General features: G+C 46.2%; 19 protein-coding genes. 5 read left to right on the top strand and 14 right to left on the bottom strand.

The window, feature by feature from the left end:
- Positions 1-64: 64 nt before the first annotated feature.
- The gene (locus tag HC660_RS07180; protein WP_010333945.1) at positions 65-583 is read right to left on the bottom strand and encodes an acyl-CoA thioesterase; all 519 of its coding nucleotides are present in this window, start codon (positions 581-583) and stop codon (positions 65-67) included.
- Positions 584-769: 186 nt separating this feature from the next.
- On the opposite strand from HC660_RS07180, the gene HC660_RS07175 reads away from it, so the two are divergent.
- Positions 770-1,630, top strand: a complete 861-nt coding sequence (locus HC660_RS07175; RefSeq protein WP_168747557.1) for a dimethylarginine dimethylaminohydrolase family protein — start codon at positions 770-772, stop codon at positions 1,628-1,630.
- Between the two features lie 89 nt (positions 1,631-1,719).
- On the top strand, positions 1,720-2,769 hold the full coding sequence (locus tag HC660_RS07170) for a lactonase family protein (RefSeq protein ID WP_168747556.1): 1,050 nt from the start codon (positions 1,720-1,722) through the stop codon (positions 2,767-2,769).
- A 38-nt stretch (positions 2,770-2,807) separates the two neighbouring features.
- Here HC660_RS07170 and HC660_RS07165 read toward each other — a convergent pair whose 3' ends face one another.
- From HC660_RS07165 to proG, 10 genes are all read right to left on the bottom strand, one after another.
- Positions 2,808-3,791, bottom strand: coding sequence for an ABC transporter ATP-binding protein (locus HC660_RS07165; protein ID WP_168747555.1), 984 nt, complete (start codon positions 3,789-3,791; stop codon positions 2,808-2,810).
- A gap of 12 nt (positions 3,792-3,803) precedes the next feature.
- Positions 3,804-4,694 (bottom strand): gamma-D-glutamyl-L-lysine dipeptidyl-peptidase, encoded by an 891-nt coding sequence (gene eepC / locus HC660_RS07160; protein ID WP_168747554.1) that lies wholly within the window; start codon positions 4,692-4,694, stop codon positions 3,804-3,806.
- Positions 4,691-5,791: an L-Ala-D/L-Glu epimerase gene (gene ykfB / locus HC660_RS07155; RefSeq protein ID WP_168747553.1), complete on the bottom strand. Its 1,101-nt coding sequence runs from the start codon at positions 5,789-5,791 to the stop codon at positions 4,691-4,693. Before ykfB ends, eepC begins: the two co-directional genes overlap by 4 nt.
- 2 nt (positions 5,792-5,793) lie before the next feature.
- Positions 5,794-6,729, bottom strand: coding sequence for a S66 peptidase family protein (locus HC660_RS07150; protein ID WP_168747552.1), 936 nt, complete (start codon positions 6,727-6,729; stop codon positions 5,794-5,796).
- A 107-nt stretch (positions 6,730-6,836) separates the two neighbouring features.
- Complete coding sequence (gene dppE / locus HC660_RS07145) at positions 6,837-8,468, bottom strand: dipeptide ABC transporter substrate-binding protein DppE (RefSeq protein WP_168747551.1); 1,632 nt, start codon at positions 8,466-8,468, stop codon at positions 6,837-6,839.
- Between the two features lie 18 nt (positions 8,469-8,486).
- Positions 8,487-9,494: an ABC transporter ATP-binding protein gene (locus HC660_RS07140; protein WP_168747550.1), complete on the bottom strand. Its 1,008-nt coding sequence runs from the start codon at positions 9,492-9,494 to the stop codon at positions 8,487-8,489.
- A gap of 4 nt (positions 9,495-9,498) precedes the next feature.
- The gene (gene dppC / locus HC660_RS07135) at positions 9,499-10,461 is read right to left on the bottom strand and encodes a dipeptide ABC transporter permease DppC (RefSeq protein WP_168747548.1); all 963 of its coding nucleotides are present in this window, start codon (positions 10,459-10,461) and stop codon (positions 9,499-9,501) included.
- 5 nt (positions 10,462-10,466) lie between these two features.
- A complete protein-coding gene (dppB, locus tag HC660_RS07130; protein WP_168747546.1) occupies positions 10,467-11,393 on the bottom strand; it encodes a dipeptide ABC transporter permease DppB in 927 nt (308 codons plus the stop codon).
- Positions 11,394-11,408: 15 nt separating this feature from the next.
- A complete protein-coding gene (dppA, locus tag HC660_RS07125; protein ID WP_168747544.1) occupies positions 11,409-12,233 on the bottom strand; it encodes a D-aminopeptidase DppA in 825 nt (274 codons plus the stop codon).
- 127 nt (positions 12,234-12,360) lie between these two features.
- Positions 12,361-13,179 carry a pyrroline-5-carboxylate reductase ProG gene (proG, locus tag HC660_RS07120; RefSeq protein WP_168747542.1) on the bottom strand — a complete coding sequence of 273 codons (819 nt, stop codon included), beginning with the start codon at positions 13,177-13,179 and terminating at the stop codon, positions 12,361-12,363.
- A 181-nt stretch (positions 13,180-13,360) separates the two neighbouring features.
- On the opposite strand from proG, the gene htrA reads away from it, so the two are divergent.
- Positions 13,361-14,716 (top strand): serine protease HtrA, encoded by a 1,356-nt coding sequence (gene htrA / locus HC660_RS07115; RefSeq protein ID WP_168747540.1) that lies wholly within the window; start codon positions 13,361-13,363, stop codon positions 14,714-14,716.
- Positions 14,717-14,871: 155 nt separating this feature from the next.
- Positions 14,872-15,048, top strand: a complete 177-nt coding sequence (locus HC660_RS07110; RefSeq protein ID WP_168747531.1) for a hypothetical protein — start codon at positions 14,872-14,874, stop codon at positions 15,046-15,048.
- 123 nt (positions 15,049-15,171) lie between these two features.
- On the opposite strand, the gene HC660_RS07105 is transcribed toward HC660_RS07110, so the two are convergent.
- From HC660_RS07105 to HC660_RS07095, 3 genes are all read right to left on the bottom strand, one after another.
- The gene (locus tag HC660_RS07105; protein WP_168747529.1) at positions 15,172-16,143 is read right to left on the bottom strand and encodes a glycosyltransferase family 2 protein; all 972 of its coding nucleotides are present in this window, start codon (positions 16,141-16,143) and stop codon (positions 15,172-15,174) included.
- A gap of 11 nt (positions 16,144-16,154) precedes the next feature.
- Entirely contained in the window at positions 16,155-18,311 is a 2,157-nt protein-coding gene (locus HC660_RS07100; RefSeq protein WP_168747528.1) for a glycosyltransferase family 39 protein, read from the bottom strand.
- 280 nt (positions 18,312-18,591) lie between these two features.
- Complete coding sequence (locus HC660_RS07095; protein WP_168747526.1) at positions 18,592-19,542, bottom strand: ring-cleaving dioxygenase; 951 nt, start codon at positions 19,540-19,542, stop codon at positions 18,592-18,594.
- 394 nt (positions 19,543-19,936) lie between these two features.
- Here HC660_RS07095 and steT point away from each other — a divergent pair, with 394 nt between their 5' ends.
- The gene (steT, locus tag HC660_RS07090; protein ID WP_168747524.1) at positions 19,937-21,253 is read left to right on the top strand and encodes a serine/threonine exchanger; all 1,317 of its coding nucleotides are present in this window, start codon (positions 19,937-19,939) and stop codon (positions 21,251-21,253) included.
- Positions 21,254-21,410: the final 157 nt, after the last annotated feature.

Raw genomic sequence — 21,410 nt, 5'->3', positions numbered from 1 at the left:
ATCGGCAGCGAAATAATCCGAAGGCACAAAAAAACCCAAAACAAATTTGTTTTGGGTTTCATGTTTACCAAGGCTTGTCTGTTCCAAGCGCATTTGCCAGCGCTTGACTGTGTTTTTTTCGGTTTTTCCGTTCACTTGCACGCTGAACCGCTGTGTTATGCAGCATGATTTCCTCTTCTGTCTCCGGTACAACTCTCGGCACAGGCACCGGCTTGCCGTTGGAGTCTAATGCGACAAAGGTCAAAAAGGATGTCGCGGCGAGTTCCCTTTCACCAGTCATCAGATGCTCTTTGATGACTTTCACAAACACCTCCATGGAAGATGTGCCCACCCACGTCACATAAGATTCCAAGCAGACAGACTCCCTTTGCCCGATCGGTTTCAGAAAATCGACAGAGTCCATCGAAGCCGTTACCGTATCACGTCTGCAATGGCGCGCTGCGGAAATAGACGCAATATCATCGATATAACTCATCAGTTTTCCGCCAAACAGCGTATTATGATTGTTTGTATCAAGAGGGAATACCCTGCTGGTTTTTACAACCTTTGACTCTTTACAAAATTTTGTTTCCTGTGCTTCCATACCTTTCTCCCCTTTGATGTCTGATCGATTAGTAAATGCACTCATATTCTCCTATTAAACAATATTCTCATCCATTTGTCTAAAATTTAAAATGGTTTGTCTGTGAGGTTTTCTTTCTGGAATGTTTAATGATCAGGATGATGAGGGAATAATATACGTATTTCACACGGTCAGGAGGAGAAACAAATGGATGTATCCGTTCCAAAACATCAGCACAAAACCGTATGCCAAACAGAATATGGCACCTTGAAGAAAGTTATTTTATGCAAACCCGAGCATATGACAATTAAGGACGTAATTAATGAAACCCAAAAACAGTTTGAAGATGACAATATTCAGGTCAAAACCGCCAAAGAGCAGCACAGCCGCTTAGTAGAAGAGCTCAGGTCACACAGTATTGAGGTCATCCTTTTGCCTGTTCAACACGGACTGCCTGAGCAGGTATTTACCCGGGATATCGGTTTTGTCATCGGGGAAAAAGCCTTTCTTTCCAGCATGACTGAGCCCATTCGCCAAGGGGAAGAAGCTGTGATAAAAGAATTTTTCCACAATCAAGGGATTCCTTATACCCGGATGCTCGATACTAGCATTGAAGGCGGTGACGTCGTCATAGATGGTGATACCGTTTATGTCGGAATCAGCCAGCGGACGGACATCTCAGCGGTCGGCCAGCTGCAAGAAGAGCTTCCTGAATACACCATTATCCCAGTTCCGCTCCATGAAAAATTTCTGCATTTGGACTGCGTATTTAATATTATTTCTGAAAGCGAAGCGTTAATCTACCCTAAAGCCCTTCCGCAGCAGGAAGTGGATATGCTGGCGGACCGTTACAATCTCATTGAGGTACCGGAAAACGAACAATTTACACTTGGCACCAATGTCCTGTCTATCGGCAGAAAGACTATCATCAGCCTGCCGGGCAATCGTCATGTCAATCGTGAATTATCCAAAAGAGGCTATCACATCATCGAAATTGACTTGTCAGAAATTATCAAATCAGGCGGTGCCTTCAGATGCTGTACGATGCCGCTCATTCGAGGCGAATGAAGAATATTCCCCTTTTTCATGTTTTAAACAGCGTATTTCAGTAAGATACGTTAATATAGAGATGACATCATTTTTAAGGGGGAAATCGCATGACAAAGTACATAGGATATGTCGGAACATATACAAAAGGCGGAAGTGAAGGCATTTATTCATTTGAGCTGGATGCTGACAAAAAAACACTCAGCGAGCCAAAGCTTGCTGCAAAGCTGGGAAACCCCACATATGTGACGCCGAATAAAGACAACACGATTCTTTATTCAATTGAAAAAGCAGACGGAATAGGCGGTGTTGCTGCCTATCAAATCGATAAAAATAGCGGCGAATTAACATTTCTGAATCATCAGTTAATCGATGGCCCATCGCCATGTCATGTAAGCGTCGATGATCATCAGCAATACGTATTGACAGCCAACTATCACAGCGGGAAGGTGCACGCTTTTCCGGTTCAAAAAGACGGAGGTTTGCAGTCCCCCGCTTCAGAAGCCGCCCATACAGGAAAGGGTCCGCATGAAAGACAGGAAAAGCCGCATACACACTATGCGGGCTTTACACCTGAACATAATTATGTTGTAGCGGTTGACTTAGGGACAGATAAGCTGTACACCTATCAACTAAAAGACGGTGAATTGAAGGAATCTGGTAGCCATTCCTTCGCTCCAGGTGCAGGCCCTCGTCATATCGCTTTTCACCCAAAAGAAAAGTACGCTTATGTCATGACAGAATTAAGCAATGAAGTAATTGCGCTTGAATACAATCCGACAGCCGGCGAATTCAGAGAACTTCAAGTCGTCTCTGCCATTCCTGATGATTTCACAGATAACAGCCAGGGAAGCGCCATTCATGTCACTCAGGACGGCCGTTTTGTTTACGTAGCAAACCGCGGCCATGACAGTATCGCTGTGTTTGAAGTGAATCAATATTCAGGCGAGCTGGCATTTGTGGAAAGAGTGTCGACTGAAGGAAACTGGCCTCGTGACTTTGTGCTGGATCCAACGGAGTCCTTCCTTGTCGCTTCAAACGAAGAAACAGGCAATCTCGTATTGTTTGAAAGAGACACAGAGACAGGCCGGCTGACACTGCTTCCTTCAACCGTTTCTGTCCCTTATCCGGTATGCGTGAAATTTTTACAGCAATCATAAAAGAAAGCTGGCTCCTAACAACGGAGCCAGCTTTTTATTTATCTCACCTTTTCTTTCGTTTCAGCATTTCGATATAAATGGCAGGCAACGAAACGGCCGGCTTCGATTTCTTGAAGCAAAGGGCGTGATTCCCCGCATTCAGGCATCGCCTCCGGGCAGCGCGTCCGAAACACACAGCCGCTCGGCGGATGAACCGGACTCGGCAGCTCCCCTTTTAAAATAATGCGCTCACGCTTGTCCTCTAACTCAGGGTCCGGAATCGGAATCGAAGACAGCAGCGCCTTCGTATACGGGTGCAGCGGTTCACGATACAATGTGCCGCTATCTGTAATTTCCATCATGTGGCCTAAGTACATAACGCCGATCCTGTCGCTGATATGCTTTACCATCGATAAATCATGGGCAATAAACAGAAACGTGAGCCCTTTTTCTTTTTGAAGCCGCTTCAGCAGGTTGACCACTTGCGCCTGAACCGACACATCAAGCGCAGAAATCGGCTCGTCCGCTACGATGAACTCCGGATTCAATGACAGCGCTCTGGCAATCCCGATCCTCTGCCTTTGGCCTCCGCTGAATTCATGTGGGTAACGGCTGCCGAAATCCGGGTGAAGCCCTACTGCCTCAAGCAGCTCGTCCACAACGAGGAGCCGCGCTTTATGGGTATTGTAAAGATTGTGAATTTCCATCGGCTCTAGAATGATTTCTCGAACTGTCATCCTCGGATTGAGTGATGCATAAGGGTCCTGAAAAATCATCTGCAGTTTGCGGTTATAGGCAAACTGCTCTTTCTCACTGAGGGCGTGAAGATTGGTTCCGCGGTATTTGACGCTTCCTTCTGTGGGATGGTATAGACGCATCAGCACTCTTCCCAAGGTTGATTTCCCACAGCCGGATTCCCCGACAAGCCCGAACGTCTCCCCCTCATGAACCTGGAAGGTTACCCCGTCGACCGCTTTGACTGTTCGCTTTTTCCCTGCGTCAAAATGCATTTTCAGCTGACTGACCTCTAGCAGTGGTGTCATGTGTCTCCCTCCTCATTCTGAAAAACAGCGGCGTGCCGCACAAAGCTCTTTTTCATATTCTGTATTTTTCAGCGTGATGATTTCGATCGATTTCCCTGTCTTAGGAGAATGAAGCATTTTTCCGTCTCCTATGGACAGACCCACGTGATGAATTGCTCCTTTTCCTTCTTCATATGCAAAAAATAGCAGATCACCGGCACCGATGTCGTGAAGCGGCACTTTCTTCCCTGTTTTCGCCTGGTCTCCCGCATCACGGGGAATACTGTACCCATTGGCTTTAAATAAGCTGTACATAAAACCAGAGCAGTCAAATCCAAATCCGCTTATACCTCCCCATAAATAAGGAAGTTCGAGAAAACATGCCCCTGTCTGAATGATGTCTTCGGCCGTTCCTTTCTTATGCTGAACAAGCTCCGCATCAGTTTGTCTCAGAAGCCTATCTCCAATAGGAGTCGCTACTTTGAAAAAGCCGTCCTCTTCACCAATCAGAGGCAGAGCAGTTAAGAAGCTCAGTTCAATTTCCTTTTCTCGGGTATCCCCATACAAAAAAGCTGTTGGTTTGCTGATCGACACGGTGTGATTCGATTGTGTGAGATTTGTGTTTATCAGCTGGTTCTTTTTCATCCAGCCCGGATATCCGCGTTTATCCTTGCGGGATGACTGGCCGGGCACAATGACAGACACCCATTCATCCTGTTCCGCCGTGACCAGCACCTCCTCGCCAAAGAGAACCTGCGTTTGGATCACATTATCTTTACATAACCCAAGCCGCTGATCATAGGTCATGATCTTGAGCCATTCTCTGATCGACACGGTTGGATCGAGCATTGTGTGATCAAATGGACGAGGTGAATCAGGCGCCGTCCATATGTTGGCAACTGCTGATATAACAGTATGGTTCATGTCTCCGTTTCTCCTTTCTGAAGCACAACTCCTGTAATGCCAAGACCCGGTTTGTCTGGCAACGTAATCGTGCTGCCGCTGTATACAATTCCGCCCTTGATCAAATCCGTTTTCAGCATGAGCGGGGCATCGAAGTCAAAGCGCGTAACGTTTTTTTTGCTTGCCGCGAAATGCGCCGCAGCTGTAATGCCGAGCTTTGTTTCGATCATGCTGCCGACCATGCACTCCACCCCGCAAATCTCTGCCATGGCATTGATTTTCTCTGCTCCGCTGATTCCTCCTGCCTTCATCAATTTAATATTGATCAGGTCGGCGCTGCGGGTTTGAAGGATTTCGAATGCCTGTCGCGGAGTAAATACACTTTCATCAGCCATGATTGGCGTGTCCGTTGCATCCGTCACTTTCTTGAGCCCGGCAAGATCATCCTTATGGACAGGCTGTTCGACAAGCTCAATGTCCAGGCCGGCATCCTCCATTTTCCGAATAGCGGTTACCGCTTCTTTCGGCGCCCATCCCTGATTGGCATCCAAACGAAGCCTCGCCCCAGGCCCGACCCGTTTTCTGATTTCTTGAATACGGGCGATATCTGTCTCAATGTCATCTCTGCCAACCTTTATTTTTAGCGTTTGAAAGCCTTGTTTAAGAAAACGCTCTGCATCCGCCGCCATCTCTTCAGGCGGGTTCACACTGACGGTGTAGTCCGTTTCAAGCGTGCTTCGATATCCGCCGAGCATTTGGTAAAGCGGCTGTCCGCCCATCTGCGCCCAGCCGTCGTATACAGCCATTTCCACAGCTGCTTTTGCGCTTTGATTTCCCGCCAGAAGATGCTGGATGTCATGCAGAATGGCCTCGCAGCCGGACACGCTTCTTCCAAGCAGTGCCGGCTTTAAGACGTTGTGTATCGCACTTTCGATACTGTCCATGCTGTCTCCGGTAATCACAATCGTCGGAGGCGCTTCTCCCCATCCGATTGCGCCATTGTCATAAATGATCGTTACGATCACAGATTCAGCTGTATACACTGTGCGAAGCGCCGTTTTAAACGGCTTTGTCAGCGGCACGGCGACCCGTTTTGTGTCTATTTTTATTATTTTCATACTCAATGCGCCCCTCCAGAAACGCCCGCCTCAATGACGACCGTTTTTTTAGCTGTATCCATGGCCGCGTGCGCACCGATCGGAACGGCAATACTCGGCGAACAGTGGCCAATCTTAAACCCTCTAAGAGCAGGCCTTCCGGAGGACACAATATAGTCTTCGAGCACCTGCTCAAGTGTCAAAGATTTCTCCCGTTTCACCGGGATACAATTATGAAAATCACAAACAAGAATGCCGGCTGCGTCCGACAGCTTCCCTGCCATTTTCAGCTGATTCAGCATCCGGTCAATTTGATAAGGCTCCTCGTCAATATCTTCAATAAACAAGAGCTTTCCCCTCGTATCAATCTCAAACGGCGTGCCGAGTGTAGATGACAGCAAGGATAGATTGCCGCCGACAAGCTCCCCTTCCGCTTTTCCCGGGACAAGCACCGTCAGCGGTGAAAGTTTTTCTGTATAGGTGAATGCCATCTCTTGAAACAGCTGCTGATACGACGCTTTTGTCAGGGGATGAACGTCTTCCAGGCCTATATCTGAGCTGAGCATCGGCCCGTGAAAAGTGACGAGGCCCGTGTTTTGATGGATGGCGGTATGTAAAAACGTAATATCACTGTATCCCCAAAAGATTTTAGGGTGTTTGCGGAGCAAGCTGTAATCAATGCTTGAGGCGATCCGTCCCGTGCCAAAGCCTCCGCATGCGCACAGCACCGCTTTCACCTCCTGGTCTTTGAACATCTCGTGCAGATCAGCCAGCCGCTCATCATCCTGTCCCGCTAAATAGCCGTGCTGGTTTTTCAGCGCCTTGCCCAGCTTTACCTGAAGGCCGAGCTCCTCTAAAAACAAAAGCGCCGTGTCAAGCTTTTTCGGATCAGGCGGGCTTGCAGGTGCGATGACACCGACTATATCGCCTTTTTTCAGTGCGTTCGGCTTGTGATTCAACTCCGATCAGCTCCCTTCATTTGCTCTGCACCCTACGTATACGTATAAATAAGAGAAAAAATACCGCTCCTTCACATAAAGAGAGCAGTATTTTCTCAATCGCAGTGTTAGTTTTTATCGGCCCATTTTAAATCGATATAGCCGACAGGGTGCCGGACGATGTCCTTTACATGTTCGTTTTGCAGATTGACCTGATTATAGAAATAAACCGGAATAATAGGTGCTTCATTGATGAGAAGCTTTTCCGCCTTATGCATGAGTGAAAAACGCGTTTTTTCATCCGCTTCATTTTTCGCCTGCTTCATCAGCTGATCATATTCTTTGTTGGTCCAGCCTGTGCGGTTCATCGAATTTCCTGTTTGGAAGGCTTCCAGGAAACTGATAGGGTCCGCATAATCAGGCAGAAATGAGCTTTGTGAGAATTGGAACTTAAGCGCTTTTTGCTCCTCTAAAAACACGTTCCACTCCATATTGGCCAGCTTCACATCGACGCCAAGAGTATTTTTCAATTTTTGCTGGATGGCTTCAGCAATCTTTTTATGCTCCGGTTTCGTACTGTAAGTAAGCGTGACCGCAGGCAGCTTGTCATACTTCTCTTCCTTCATTCCTTTTTCTAACAGCTGCTTCGCTTTGTTTTCATTTGGTGTGATCAGGTCTCCGCCCGCTTCCCGAAAGTCCTTGCCGTCAGGCTGTGTAAACCCGGGCGAAACAAAAGCGTGTGCCGGTTTTTCATTGTTTTTCGTGACGTATTTTACGATTTCCTTCTGATCAACAGCCATTGCGAAGGCTTTTCTGATGTTTTCATTTTGAAACGGCTCCATATTGACATTAAAGCGGTAAAAGTATAAACCCGCCTGATCAACGATGTGCACGTTGTCTTGATCCAGTAGCTGGTCACTTAGCTCAGCCGGTACGTATGCGGTGTCCAATTCTCCAGACTGAAACATTTGGTAATCTGTATTTCTGTCACTCACCATTGCCCATTTCACTTTGTCAAGCTTAACGGTTTCTTTATCCCAGTACGTATCGCTTTTTTTCATTGTGATGCTGTCATCATGCTTCCATTCCGCCAGTTTAAACGGGCCGTTGCCGACAAATGTATCAGCTTCAGCAAACCACTTTGGATTTTCTTTATCGACTTTTTCGTTAACCGGAAAATACGCCGGGTTTGACACCACGCTCAGGAAATATTTTTGCGGCGCGGCAAGTGTCACTTCAAGGGTATGATCATCCTTTGCCGTCACCTTCACATCGTCTCTTTTCCCTTTTCCGCTGTTATAGGCTTCGCCGCCTTCAATAAAGTAGCCGAGAAACGCGGAAGATGCTCCTGTTTTCGGATCAAGCATCCGTTTCCAAGCATATTCAAAATCTCCGGCTGTCACAGGGTCTCCGTTCGTCCATTTCGCATTTTCCCGAATCGTAAATGTGTACGTTTTTTTATCCTTCGACACAGACCACTTCTCTGCCATCGCCGGCTCCGGTTCATTGTCTTTACCGAGGCGCGTTAACCCTTCCATGATGTTATTTAACGGCTGCCAAGACACATTATTAAAACCGATCGGCGGGTCAAACGAAGTCGGTTCATTTTCATTATTTAAGTACAGTACCTTTTCTCCGCTTGTCTTTGCCTTATCTTCTCCGCTTTCTTTTCCAGCCTGCTCATTTGCCGTGCATCCCATCAGCGCAAATGAAAGTCCCAGTGCAAGACCCATTCCCCATAGCTTCTTCACTTTCTTCATCCTCTTCCCCCTTTTTCGTTATTCATCCTTCGCTCCCGGCAGCACCACGTGCTCAGCCCGTTTATCCTGAAGCCAGCAGTGAACAGCGTGCGTGCCGGATCTAACGGTTTGATCAGGGTATACCCTGTCGCACACGATCATTCTGCTCGGACAGCGGGCGGCAAATGGACAGCCCGGCGGCGGTGAAAATAAATCCGGCGGCGTGCCGTCAATCGGAATCAGCTCCGCGTCCTCAAGATCCAGCCGCGGGACGGAATTCAGCAGCCCTTTTGTATAAGGGTGCTGCGGCTTGTAAAATATATCTTTTCTCGTGCCAATTTCCGCTATTTTTCCGGCATACATCACTGCCACCCTGTCAGCAACCTGCGCAACCACCCCTAAATCGTGTGTGATCAAAATGACAGAAACCTTTGTTTTTCTCTGAATCTCTTTAAACAGTTCCAGAATTTGCGCCTGTATGGTGACGTCAAGGGCAGTTGTCGGTTCATCCGCTATTAAAATATCAGGCTCGCAGATCAGCGCCATCGCAATGACAATCCGCTGTCTCATGCCGCCGCTAAATTGATGGGGATACTGCTTCAGGCGTGCTTCAGGATCTGGAATGCCGACCAATGCCAGCATAGAAAGAACCTCTTTCTCAGCAGCCTTTTTCTTCATCCTCTTGTGACGAAGAAGCGCTTCTGCCAGCTGGTCTCCGACAGTCAGCGTCGGGTTTAACGCCGTCATCGGATCTTGAAAAATCATTGAAATGTCCGCTCCCCTTATGCTCCTCATTTCTCTGTCAGAGAGACGGCAAAGGTCTCTGTTTTTAAATAAAATGCTGCCGTCTGTCACCTTCGCTGAATAGGGCGGGAGCAGTCCCATAATGCTCTGCGAGGTGACGCTCTTGCCGCAGCCCGATTCACCGACAATGGCAAAGGTTTCGCCTTTGTACAAATCGAAGCTCACGCCTCTGACCGCCTGAACCGTCCCGCCGTAAGTCGTAAAAGAAACGTGCAGATCATTGACTGACAGAACTTTCTCCATACAGCTACCTCCTTAGCTTAGGGTCCAGTGCATCCTGCAATCCGTCCCCCAGCACATTAAACGCGTACATCGTTAATGAGATGAAAAAGGCAGGAAAGAACAGGCGCCACCAATGCCCAGATAAAATGGTCGGCAGGCCGTCATTCGCCATCACACCCCAGCTGGCAAACGGTGCTTGAATGCCGAGACCGAGAAAGCTCAAAAATGATTCTGCGAATATGGCGGTAGGTACAGTTAAAGTCATTTGTACGATGATCGCGCCCATTGTATTCGGCAGCAAATTTTTGCGAATGATGCGAAAGGTTTTCGCACCAAAGGTTTTCGAGGCGAGCACATACTCGTAATTTTTTATTTGCAGCACCTGGCCCCTTACAATTCTCGCCATGCCGACCCATCCCGTAACAGTCAGCGCTACGATAATGGTGCCAAGCCCCGGACCCATCAAGACCATCAGCAAAATGACAACAAGAAGATACGGCAGCCCGTACAGCACTTCAATAATCCGCATCATAACACTGTCTGTTCTGCCGCCTTTATAGCCGGCAATGCCTCCGTAAATGACACCGATCAAAAAATCAATCAGTGCAGCCATCACTCCGACAAATAATGAAATCCTCGCTCCGTACCATGTTCGTGTAAACACATCCCGGCCAAGCTCATCTGTACCGAACCAATGATCTGCAGAAGGGGGAAGGTTTTGTTCTGTCAGCGATTGGCGCGCGACACTATGAGGGGATAAAAAAGGACCGACTGCTGCCATCACAAATAGAAATAAAAGAATAAAAAGCCCGGCCATCGCTAGTTTATTTTTCTTCAGCCTCCTCCAGGCATCCTGCGCGTAGGACAAACTCGGCCGTTTGACTGAATCGGTCTCTTGGGTCTTTTCCTGATTCGGAACAAACCATTCGTCCGGCACCTGAACGTGCTGCTGCGGCTGGCGTTCATCTGTTTGTACAGGGAGATTCATACGCTTCACCCTTTCTTATGCAGTTTAATGCGCGGGTCCAGCAGACCGTAGGCCAAGTCGACCAAAAACAGCATCACGATCAAAATGACGCTGTAAAAAACGGTCGTTCCCATAATCACGGGATAGTCCCGCTGATTAATGCTTTCGACAAAATATTTTCCCATTCCGGGAATGGCAAAGATTTTTTCAATAACAAAGCTTCCTGTTAAAATGCTGGCAACGAGTGTTCCCAGTACGGTAATGACGGGCATGAGCGCGTTTCTGAGTGCGTGTTTTACGATAATTTTGAGCGGAGACAGCCCTTTCGCTTTCGCTGTGCGGATATAATCCTGTGTCAGGACTTCGACCATGCTTGATCTTGTCAGCCTGGCGATAATCGCCATCGGTCCAACTGCAAGCGCTGCGGTCGGAAGCACCATATGGATCGGGCTCGTCCACGTAGCGGCGGGAAATAGTTTAAAATTGACGGCAAACTGCTGAATAAGCAACGTCGCCATAATAAAATTCGGGATGGAAATGCCGAGTACCGCGAGGCTCATCGCGGCGTAATCCAAAAAGCCGTTGCGGCGCAGCGCGGCGGTTACGCCAAGTATCAGCCCTGAGATCACAGCAATGACAATCGCTGCCATCCCAAGTTCGAAGGAAACGGGAAATCCGCGTTCCAGCATATCATTTACACTGTCTGACGGTTTTTTAATTGAAGGGCCAAAATCAAATGTAATGATGGATTTTAGATAGATGGTGTATTGGATAATGAGAGGATCGTCTAAGTGATAGTAGGCTTCGAGATTTCTTTGAACCGCTTCATTTGTACCCCTCTCCTCATTAAAAGGAGACCCGGGAATGACCTTCATCAGAACAAAAGTCAGGGTGGTAATGACCAAAATCGTAGCTGCCATTGCCAAAAAACGCTTCATTATATATCTTGCCAAAGCCTTTACACCCCTTTAGGAGAATGATGTTCGCATCGCCAGTTCAGTCATGACAAGCATAGCCTGGTAGGCTTCAAGCATATCCTTCGCCTGAAATTGAACGGTTGTGGTTCCCGGTTTGATTTCTGTACCCGGCATTAGATGAGCCCACTCAGCTTGGCCGTAATTGGCAAATTCAATGCTCAATACAGGCCTGTCAGGCGGTGTAAGCGGTTTAACTTTATCCTTGTTCTGCAGGGCATATGCGGTTTTTTCTGTCAGCAGCCGGCCGGCTTTCGCAGGCGACAGACATTTAACTGCAGATCTTGAAATCGTTTGTTTAACAGCAGCTGTTGTGACATTCGGGATGAGCTCTTCAGCTTCTTTGGCCGCCCGGTCATCACCGGCTACCATTAATACCGGGACATCGTAATAACCGGCAACGTAAGCATTTAATCCAAGCTCACCAACAGGCTGATCATTTATGTAAAAATGACGAACACCGAAAATCATGCTATGGGACATGACACCGGGAGTTGAAGCTCTTGCGTGATAACCGAGAAACAACGCGCCCGTGAAAGTATCATCCAGCCCCTGTACCATCGAAAATGGTTTAACATCGCCGGAAATCAAATCTGCCTCCGGATGAAGCTTTTCAACCATCAGATTATTCATTTTCGAATGGCTGTCATTCACCAGCACCTCCGTACACCCGCTGTTAAACGCTTCGGTAATACAGTAGTTTGCTTCCTCGGTCATGAGCAGCCGTCCGCGTTCATAATTACGCTTGCCGGAATCAACAAAGGTATCATCCGGAAGACCTGAAATACCCTCCATATCTACTGACATGTACAGTTTCATAGCGCTCCTCCTTTTTTACTAAATTATGAATATTCTAACAGATTATATTAAAAAAAGAGGAAAAATGCAATATAGCTGGGAAAAATCACTAACGGTCAGAGATAAAAAAGAATCCTCTTTCAAGGATTCATGTTTCTTTTGCTGCCTGTTCTGTCAGCTGCTCATATTTTTCGAGTGTTTTTTCAAATACTTGATCAAATACATTCGGCACGGAGGCACGTATCACCGCCGCCCCCTCTCCTGTAATTCCGCCTTTCGTTGCAACACGGTTCAGCGTCTCCTCAAAGGACATCTTCTTTTCAATCAGCAGCTTGCCTGTCCCATACAGTGAGTGTATCAGGAAATCAAAGGCTTCTTCTTTTGTCAGGCCGCTGTTTCTCACAGCCGCCAGCGCTAATTCTTCAAACACTGCGGCAATGAAGCCAGGAGCAGAGCTCGTCAGATTACTGGCGGCATCCAAATTGGATTCTTTTATTTCTCGCACACTGCTGAAAGCCGATAACAGTTCATCCAAACGTTCTTTCTTCTGTGCCGCCAGAGCTTCACTGTGAACAACCAGCGAGATGCCGGCTTCTGCTTCAGATGTAATGGCCGGGATCACCCGTGATATTCCAGCTGCCGTTTCAGCCTCTAAAAGCCGCAGAGGCACACCAGCCGCAACGGATACAATATGAGTATTCCGGTTCACATACGGGTGCAGCCGGCGCACTGTTTCAATGACATGGAGCGGCGGGACACATATAAAGATCAACGCGCACTTTTCCGCCCATACCTCGAGCGGTTTTGCCGAAACGTTTGGATAGTCAGCGAGCAATGCCTGAAGCCGATCGCCCTTAGTTCTTGTCTCAACAAACAGCTCATTTTCCTCTATTTGTTTATGCTTCAGCAGCTGTCTGGCGAACATATCCGCCATGCTGCCATATCCGATCAATCCGATTGGTTCCATTGTTTCAGCCCTTTCATGTACAATATTCCTTATAAAGTGTACCGGTTTTCGTACTTTTTCACAATTTCCCATAAAGTTTTCATTTTTATCCCACAGTTTTTGTTTATGATAAAATCAAGTCATAAAACTGCCATAATCAAGATGTAATGAGTTGAAAATAGAGAGAAACGGAGTGAACATGATGGATAACTATCGTGACGAAAATAGAACAGAAGGACAAGAGAATGAGGTTTTTTTAACGAAAGAGAATGATCAAAACCCTTCTTACTCAGCCCGCAATGTGATTCATGATCAAGAGAAGAAAAAGCGCGGATTCGGATGGTTCAGGCCGCTGCTTGGCGGAGTCATCGGCGGAAGTCTCGCCCTTGGCATTTATACGTTCACACCGCTTGGCGACCACGATTCTCAGGACGCAGCGAAACAGACGTCCAGCCAGCAGCAAACTCAATCTGTTACAGCTAAAAGCACCTCCTCTGAATCAAGCAAAAGCTCGACGGGCTCAAGCAGCTCATCTGCATTTAAGAGCGAGGATTCTTCTAAAATCTCAGATATGGTGGAAGATCTTTCACCGGCGATTGTGGGTATCACAAACCTTCAGGCTCAGTCAAACAGCTCTTTGTTTGGTTCCGGCTCTGATTCTAGCGAAGATACAGAAAGCGGCTCAGGATCGGGTGTCATTTTCAAAAAAGAGAACGGCAAGGCTTATATCATTACGAATAACCACGTTGTAGAAGGCGCAACTTCACTTAAAGTGTCCTTATACGACGGCACTGATGTGACAGCAAAGCTTGTAGGCAGTGACTCTTTAACAGATTTAGCGGTTCTTCAAATCAGTGATGACCACGTAACAAAGGTAGCAAACTTCGGTGATTCATCGGATCTCAGAACAGGCGAAACCGTCATTGCAATTGGAGATCCGCTCGGTAAAGACCTGTCTCGCACAGTAACACAAGGAATTGTAAGCGGCGTGGATAGAACAGTTTCAATGTCAACATCAGCCGGTCAAACAAGCATTAACGTGATTCAAACTGATGCCGCAATTAACCCGGGTAACAGCGGCGGTCCGTTGTTAAATACAGACGGCAAAATTGTCGGCATTAACAGCATGAAAATCAGTGAAGATGATGTTGAGGGCATCGGATTTGCCATTCCAAGCAACGACGTCAAACCGATAGCTGAAGAATTGCTGTCTAAAGGGCAAATTGAACGTCCATATATCGGTGTCAGCATGCTCGATTTGGAACAGGTGCCGCAAAACTATCAAGAAGGCACACTTGGCTTATTCGGCAGCCAGCTGAATAAAGGCGTATACATCCGTGAAGTCGCTTCAGGCTCCCCTGCTGCAAAGGCCGGGCTGAAAGCCGAAGATATTATCATCAGCTTAAAAGGCAAAAAAATCAACACAGGCAGCGAATTGCGCAATATCCTATACAAAGACGCAAATATCGGCGACACCGTCGAAGTGAAAATTCTCAGAAACGGCAAAGAAATGACGAAAAAAATCAAACTCGATCAAAAAGAAGAAACACCTTCTTAAGAAAAGCGCCTCAGGCCGCAAAAGCGGTCTGAGGCTTTTTGTTAGACAAAAGAACGATCTACTCTATGAAACTTTCTACCGATACATCCGTATATGATACAGGCTGATTTCATTCTAATCAGATGCTTGAAACATTGTTTAAAAGGAGGTATGACATGAAAACCATGGGATTGAGCATGATTTGCGCAGGATTGGCTTTTCTGATGCTAAGCTATCTCCTTCCTGCAGCAACATTGGCATGGGGAGTTACACTGGGTGCCAGTATTCTATTAAACATAACAGGTACGGCTGTGATCATGCGTTTCTTAAAAACCCCTCAATCTAACAGCTAATTTCAGCTTGCCTGAACCGCAGTGCAAGCTCACAATCCCTTCTTCTCTCCTTCTCCCTTCCATATCAGCATCTTTTACTTTGATACATAAAAACCCCTGTCCGTAAAGGACAGGGGTTTCTGGTCAGGACATATGCTGGTCTCTATAGAGTCTTTTATTTTCAATCCCGTACGATTTCTGTACGATGTAAAGCGGCCGGTCTTTGGCTTCATCATAGATTCTGCCGATATATTCACCAATCATCCCCAATATCAGAAGCACGATGCCGCTGAACAGGAGCTGGATGACAATAAGCGATGACCAGCCGGTAATGGTGCTGTCAGTGAACAGCTTCAAATACAGCACGATAAACATATACAGAAAACCTGCGCCTGACATTAAGACCCCGGCATAGCTTGCCAGCTTCAGCGGTTTATGTGAAAATGTCGTAATGCCATCCATTGAAAGCTTCAGCATTTTCTTAAGCGGGTATTTCGTTTCTCCGGCAAGCCTTTCATCACGTACATACTCAACTGCCGTTTGTTTGAAGCCTACCCAGCTGACGAGGCCTCGGACAAAAGGATTTTTTTCCTTTAATTTTTTCATTTCATCACAGACTTTTCTGTCCATGAGACGGAAATCCCCGGTATCTATCGGGATATCAATATCTGTCATGCTGCTGAGAAGCCGGTAAAACATGGCCGCTGTCTGTTTTTTGAAAAAGGTTTCCCCTTTTCGTTTTGTCCGCACGGCGTATATGACCTCATAGCCCTCCTTCCACTTTTCAATCATGTCTAAAATTAACTCAGGAGGGTCCTGCAAATCGGCGTCAATAACGACGATTGCATTCCCCTGTGCATAATCCATTCCCGCTGTAATCGCGATCTGGTGCCCAAAATTCCTGGAAAAATCAATGATTTTCACTCTCGAATCAATCAGACTGTGTTCCCTTAAAATCTCAATACTGCGATCTTTGCTGCCGTCATTGACAAAAAGCAGCTCATAGTTTTCCTTCGTCTGATCCATGACCTCTTTTAAGCGCTGATAGGTTTCATGAATGACAAGCTCTTCATTATACACAGGTATCACAATTGAATATTGAATATGTCTGCTCATGTTTTTTCCTCCTACTCATCAGCATTTAGTTCGTATAATGTAGCTGACTGGTTCATTCCGCCAGTCCCGCCGCCCATTTTGCCGGTTTGGCCTGAAGCGTTGCTCTTGCTTGCCGTACCTGATGAATCAGTCTGATCAGAGCTTGACTGCCATTTATCAGAAGAAACTTTCTTGCCGTTTTCTTGTACCCATTCGACAATTTCATTGTTTCCGCCTTTCGCCATTCCTGAAGCCAAGAAGTATTTTACTTTCCCTTCTTTTACGAGCTTTTTAAATTGAGTCAGCGTGATGGCCGGGTCAGAACCGCTGAATCCGCCGATCGTCATGACGGCCTTTTTCGTTTTGATAATATACGGAGCCGCTGTGTTTGAATCAGTTGTGGCGAATAAATATTCCGCTCCGGAGCTGTTTTCTTCTAAATACTCAATCAATTTTTCATTTACACTCGACTCGTTCATTCCCATGCCTTTTCCGCTGCTTGAAGCGAGCTGCGGCCCTGTTTCAGGAAGAGAGCTGTTCCCTCCGTACAGGAAAGGTGTGCTTGCCCAATAAATCGGCATCACAAGCAATACGAGAAGACCTGCAAGTGATATATAATATGTGAGCGGTTTTTGGCGCTGTTTAAAAATCAGAAGAGCTATGGCAGATAACGCACCGATAACTCCTACGCCGATACTCCATCCAATACTGATTTGATCGTTGTAGTTTCTCAGAATAAATAATTCAAATCCCGTTGTGGCAGCCATCGCTGTCGGCAAAAGCCAAGACTTCCAGCCTGTATGGCTTCGGTATAACTGAACGAGCGCAACCCATCCAGCTCCGACAAGTGCTGCAATCGGCGGCGCCAGCATAATGAGATAATAATGATGGAAAAATTCTGCTACACTAAAGAATCCGGCAATCGGCGCAAGCCATGCAACCCAGAACACCGTCTCCTTCTGCTCAACAGATAATCTTCTTCTTTCTCTCGCGCCTGCAATCAGCAAGCCTGCCATTCCAAAAATCGCAAATGGCAGCAGCCAGCTGATTTGATCAGATAGTTCTTGTTGGAAGAGCCGAAGCGGGCCAGGTGTTCCCGTTCCGAACATTCCTGTACCTGATTGCATTTTCGATCCGCCTGAACCGCCCTTACCTCTGTCGCCGCCAGGTCCGCCTTGTCCGCCATCTCCTCCGCCGTTTGGAGGGCCTCCTTGACCGCCGCTTGGCATTTCCCCATTGGATGGCGGTGCCGTCATATTGCCATTTGCAGATTTGTCATCGTTTGATGAGCTGCTGCTTGTTGACTGATTAGGCGGTGCCTGAGCGTCAGATGAACTGTTCTCCGAAGAAGGCATTTCTTTTGCTGCGTCTTTGCTTGACCCGCCCTGACCGCCGCCGGAATTTTGCCCTGTCAGCCGCTGAATTCCGTTGTATCCGAAAGCCAATTCCAAAACAGAGTTGGTCTGGCTGCTTCCGACATAAGGACGTTTGCTGGCAGGGATATTGTCAACGATGAGCGGCCATGATAACGAAACTGCCGCTAATACGACTAATGCGCTTCCTAGTGAAATGATTTTTTTCTTGATTGTGGCATTTGCGGCAATCAGGTAGAACAATAAGAAAGCCGGTAAAATCATATAAGCTTGAAGCATTTTTGTGTTGAAACCTGCACCAACTACGAAAAATGCTGCTAACAGCCAGATCAGCTTTCCTTTTCTGATGGCTTTAAAGAGAAGCCATGTAGCCAGCAATAAGAAAAATACCAGTAACGCATCAACATTATTTGTCCGGGCGACAGCCACCGCAATCGGTGTGCATGCCATGATGAAAGAGGCGATCCTTGCTGCCGTCTTACCGAATGTCGGTTTTATTAACAGATACATTAAAAGGACAGAACCTACACCAGCAAGTGCCTGAGGCAGGATGACGCTCCAGCCGTGCATACCGAATATAAGTGCGCTGATGGTTTGTATCTGGAACGTAATAGGCGGTTTATCAACCGTTATAAACCCCGCCGCGTCGAATGAGGCATAGAAAAAATTATGAAAGCTTTGCATCATACTTGTGACGGCAGCGGTGTAATAAGGATTCACCGTATCGTCATTCCAGATGTTATAGATATTTAAGAATGCAGATGCGAGCAAAATGAGAATCAGGAAGATGTCCAGCTCTCGCTTTTTCGTTTCCACGTGTGTCTTCACTCCTTTTCGTCTACCTTTGAAATAGTGTAACAAGCAAATGTGAAAAAACTATTAATAAACAATGGCAATAGTTTTGCCGAAACCAATTCATACGATCTGTCCATAAAAACAAAGGTTTTTGAGTCTTTATCCTGATTCAAATCTGATATTTTCTACCTAATCAACATGCGGTATATGTCAAAATTTAAAATATTAATAAAAACACACCCGTTTTTGAACAAAAAAAGCCTTCCGGTGACGCCGGAAGGCAAAGAATCACAATATATCGTTATTGAATCGGCTTCAGTCTTGCTTCGATTTCCTCTCTTCTATGCTCAAGATAAGGCGGAAGAGCGATGGTTTGGCCAAGCTCATCAATTTCTTCATCAACCATAAAGCCCGGACCGTCTGTAGATAACTCAAACAGAATGCCGTTCGGTTCTCTGAAATACAGTGCCTTGAAATAGTAGCGCTCAACGATGCCTGAGTTGCTAAAGCCTTCTAGGCTGATGATGCGGTGCCATCCAGCAAGCTCTTCTTCATCTCTCACGCGAAATGCGACATGATGGACACTTCCTTTTCCTTGACGTTCGCGCGGAAGATCATTTCTTTCAATTAAATGGATTTCTGTGGCCGCACCGCCTTCTCCAGATTCTAAAATGACCGCTGTTCCCTGTCCTTCAACCGGCTCCCGGCTGATCTCTGTAAATCCAAGAATTTTGGTTAATACGTGTAAGGTTGGTTCAGCGTATGGCACTGTCAGTTCAACAGGCCCTAACCCGCGAAATGAAACTTCTTCCGGAATGCCGCTTTGTTTAACAGGCAGACCATAACCTTTGCCTTTCTCATCAGCAGTCAGCACAAGGCGCTGTCCTTCATGATCTTCAAACGCCAATATGTCACGTCCAGCTCTTTGGGCGATACCGCTATGCGCCACCTGATGCTCTTCAAAACGTTCTTTCCAGTAATGCAGCGCGTCTGTGCTTGGAACACGTAATCCAATCGAAGAAATACTGTTTGTTCCAGCATGAAACGGCGCAATGCGGGGAATCTCAAAAAACGTCAGTTCCGTTCCCGGATTTGCCACTTCATCTCCGTAGAATAGATGGTACATCGTCGGTTCATCTTGGTTTACGGATTTTTTGACAAGTTTTAATCCTAATACTTTACTATAGAAATCCAAGTTTTTTTGCGCGTCAGCTGTTAATGCGGACACGTGGTGAATGCCGTTGACTTTCATATGCTGTCCCTCCAGGTCAATTTATCTCGATTTCGAGATATTATATCAAAGCTGTCTATTTATTTTCCTAATTACAAGATATTTTATTCACATACGAAAGTCAACATATCAGCTTCATCTGGGTCCGGCATCCTGCTAAGTCCCGCCGCCAGCCATTTATTGTGTTCATTCTCCACTTGAACATCCTTCATAAAACACGAACAATACAAAAGATTATACTCACCTTTATTCGTTTAAAGAGATAAAAAATAGACGTTTTCACAGATTTCACGAATGTAAATATAGCAATTATCGAAAATCAGAAAATTTATTTTATTTCAGTTTTCTAAAATAGGGTTTACAATATGAAAAATAGATTCTTCATCACGAAGCTTCATCATAGGAGGTTAAGGACATGCATAATGAAGAAAACGGTTTGAAAAAAGAGATAGGCCTCTTGTTTGCCCTTACTCTTGTTATTGGAACCATTATTGGTTCCGGCGTTTTTATGAAGCCCGGCGCTGTGCTCGCTTATTCAGGAGACTCAAAGACTGCGCTATTTGCGTGGCTGTTAGGCGGTATATTAACGCTGGCAGGCGGACTGACGATTGCAGAAATCGGTACGCAGATTCCGAAAACAGGCGGACTTTACACGTACCTTGAAGAAGTTTACGGCGAGTTTTGGGGATTTTTATGCGGCTGGGTGCAGATTATTATTTACGGCCCGGCGATTATCGGTGCACTCGGTTTATATTTTGGATCTTTAATGGCAAATCTTTTTGGCTGGGGTTCAGGACTATCAAAGGTAATCGGTATTATAGCAGTTATTTTTTTATGTGTGATTAACATTATTGGTACAAAATACGGCGGTTTTGTTCAAACACTGACTACGGTCGGAAAGCTGATTCCGATTGCCTGTATCATTATTTTCGGTCTTTGGAAAGGCGATCAGCATATCTTTACGGCAGTAAACGAAAGCATTTCTGATATGAATTTCGGGGCAGCCATTTTGGCTACATTGTTTGCTTATGACGGATGGATCCTGCTTGCGGCTCTCGGCGGAGAAATGAAAAATCCCGAAAAGTTGCTGCCACGCGCAATGACGGGCGGATTATTAATTGTAACAGCAATTTATATTTTCATTAACTTTGCATTGCTTCACATCCTGTCTGCGAACGAGATTGTGACACTTGGAGAAAATGCAACAAGCACTGCTGCCAGCATGCTGTTCGGTTCAATCGGCGGAAAGCTGATCAGTATCGGAATTATTGTCAGCATCTTCGGCTGTTTAAACGGAAAGATTCTTTCTTTCCCGCGTGTGACCTTTGCAATGGCTGAACGAAAACAGCTGCCTTTTGCTGAGAGATTGTCCCGCGTGCACCCGACATTCCGCACACCATGGATTGCAATTTCTTTCCAAATTGCTGTAGCGATTATCCTGATGCTCATCAGCAACCCTGATAAGCTTTCTGAAATCTCTATTTTTATGATCTATATCTTTTACGTAATGGCCTTTTTTGCAGTATTTATTCTTCGGAAACAAACAAAGGGAAAAACGCGTGCTTACAGTGTCCCGCTTTACCCGTTCATGCCGATATTGGCGATCGCAGGTTCATTCTTTGTATTGGGAAGCACACTCATTACAGACACATTAAGCTGCGGATTATCAATTCTCATCGGCCTGGCCGGACTCCCTTTGTATTATTGGATGCAAAAACGAAAAGCCAGCTAAAAAAAACGGTTCCCTTGTTTAGGGAATCGTTTTTTGGTGAATCAGAAGATAAATGTTGACAAAAAAAACACAACTTTTGATATACTTTTTACGTTAACCAGAAAGATTTTGCAAACTTGGTTTGTTTTTTTGAGATGAAGTAGGCCAAAATAAGGAG

This window comes from Bacillus mojavensis, from assembly GCF_012648005.1.
GTDB classification, from domain to species: domain Bacteria; phylum Bacillota; class Bacilli; order Bacillales; family Bacillaceae; genus Bacillus; species Bacillus mojavensis.
The sequence above is the reverse complement of the archived record's forward strand: the minus strand, read 5'-3'. Positions and strand labels throughout refer to the sequence as shown.

Coding starts and splice junctions, on each gene's coding strand:
- HC660_RS07180 (WP_010333945.1), bottom strand. CDS start 583: ATGGAAGCACAGGAAACAAAATTTTGTAAAGAGTCAAAGGTTGTAAAA.
- HC660_RS07175 (WP_168747557.1), top strand. CDS start 770: ATGGATGTATCCGTTCCAAAACATCAGCACAAAACCGTATGCCAAACA.
- HC660_RS07170 (WP_168747556.1), top strand. CDS start 1,720: ATGACAAAGTACATAGGATATGTCGGAACATATACAAAAGGCGGAAGT.
- HC660_RS07165 (WP_168747555.1), bottom strand. CDS start 3,791: ATGACACCACTGCTAGAGGTCAGTCAGCTGAAAATGCATTTTGACGCA.
- eepC (WP_168747554.1), bottom strand. CDS start 4,694: ATGAACCATACTGTTATATCAGCAGTTGCCAACATATGGACGGCGCCT.
- ykfB (WP_168747553.1), bottom strand. CDS start 5,791: ATGAAAATAATAAAAATAGACACAAAACGGGTCGCCGTGCCGCTGACA.
- dppE (WP_168747551.1), bottom strand. CDS start 8,468: ATGAAGAAAGTGAAGAAGCTATGGGGAATGGGTCTTGCACTGGGACTT.
- HC660_RS07140 (WP_168747550.1), bottom strand. CDS start 9,494: ATGGAGAAAGTTCTGTCAGTCAATGATCTGCACGTTTCTTTTACGACT.
- dppC (WP_168747548.1), bottom strand. CDS start 10,461: ATGAATCTCCCTGTACAAACAGATGAACGCCAGCCGCAGCAGCACGTT.
- dppA (WP_168747544.1), bottom strand. CDS start 12,233: ATGAAACTGTACATGTCAGTAGATATGGAGGGTATTTCAGGTCTTCCG.
- proG (WP_168747542.1), bottom strand. CDS start 13,179: ATGGAACCAATCGGATTGATCGGATATGGCAGCATGGCGGATATGTTC.
- htrA (WP_168747540.1), top strand. CDS start 13,361: ATGGATAACTATCGTGACGAAAATAGAACAGAAGGACAAGAGAATGAG.
- HC660_RS07110 (WP_168747531.1), top strand. CDS start 14,872: ATGAAAACCATGGGATTGAGCATGATTTGCGCAGGATTGGCTTTTCTG.
- HC660_RS07105 (WP_168747529.1), bottom strand. CDS start 16,143: ATGAGCAGACATATTCAATATTCAATTGTGATACCTGTGTATAATGAA.
- HC660_RS07095 (WP_168747526.1), bottom strand. CDS start 19,542: ATGAAAGTCAACGGCATTCACCACGTGTCCGCATTAACAGCTGACGCG.
- steT (WP_168747524.1), top strand. CDS start 19,937: ATGCATAATGAAGAAAACGGTTTGAAAAAAGAGATAGGCCTCTTGTTT.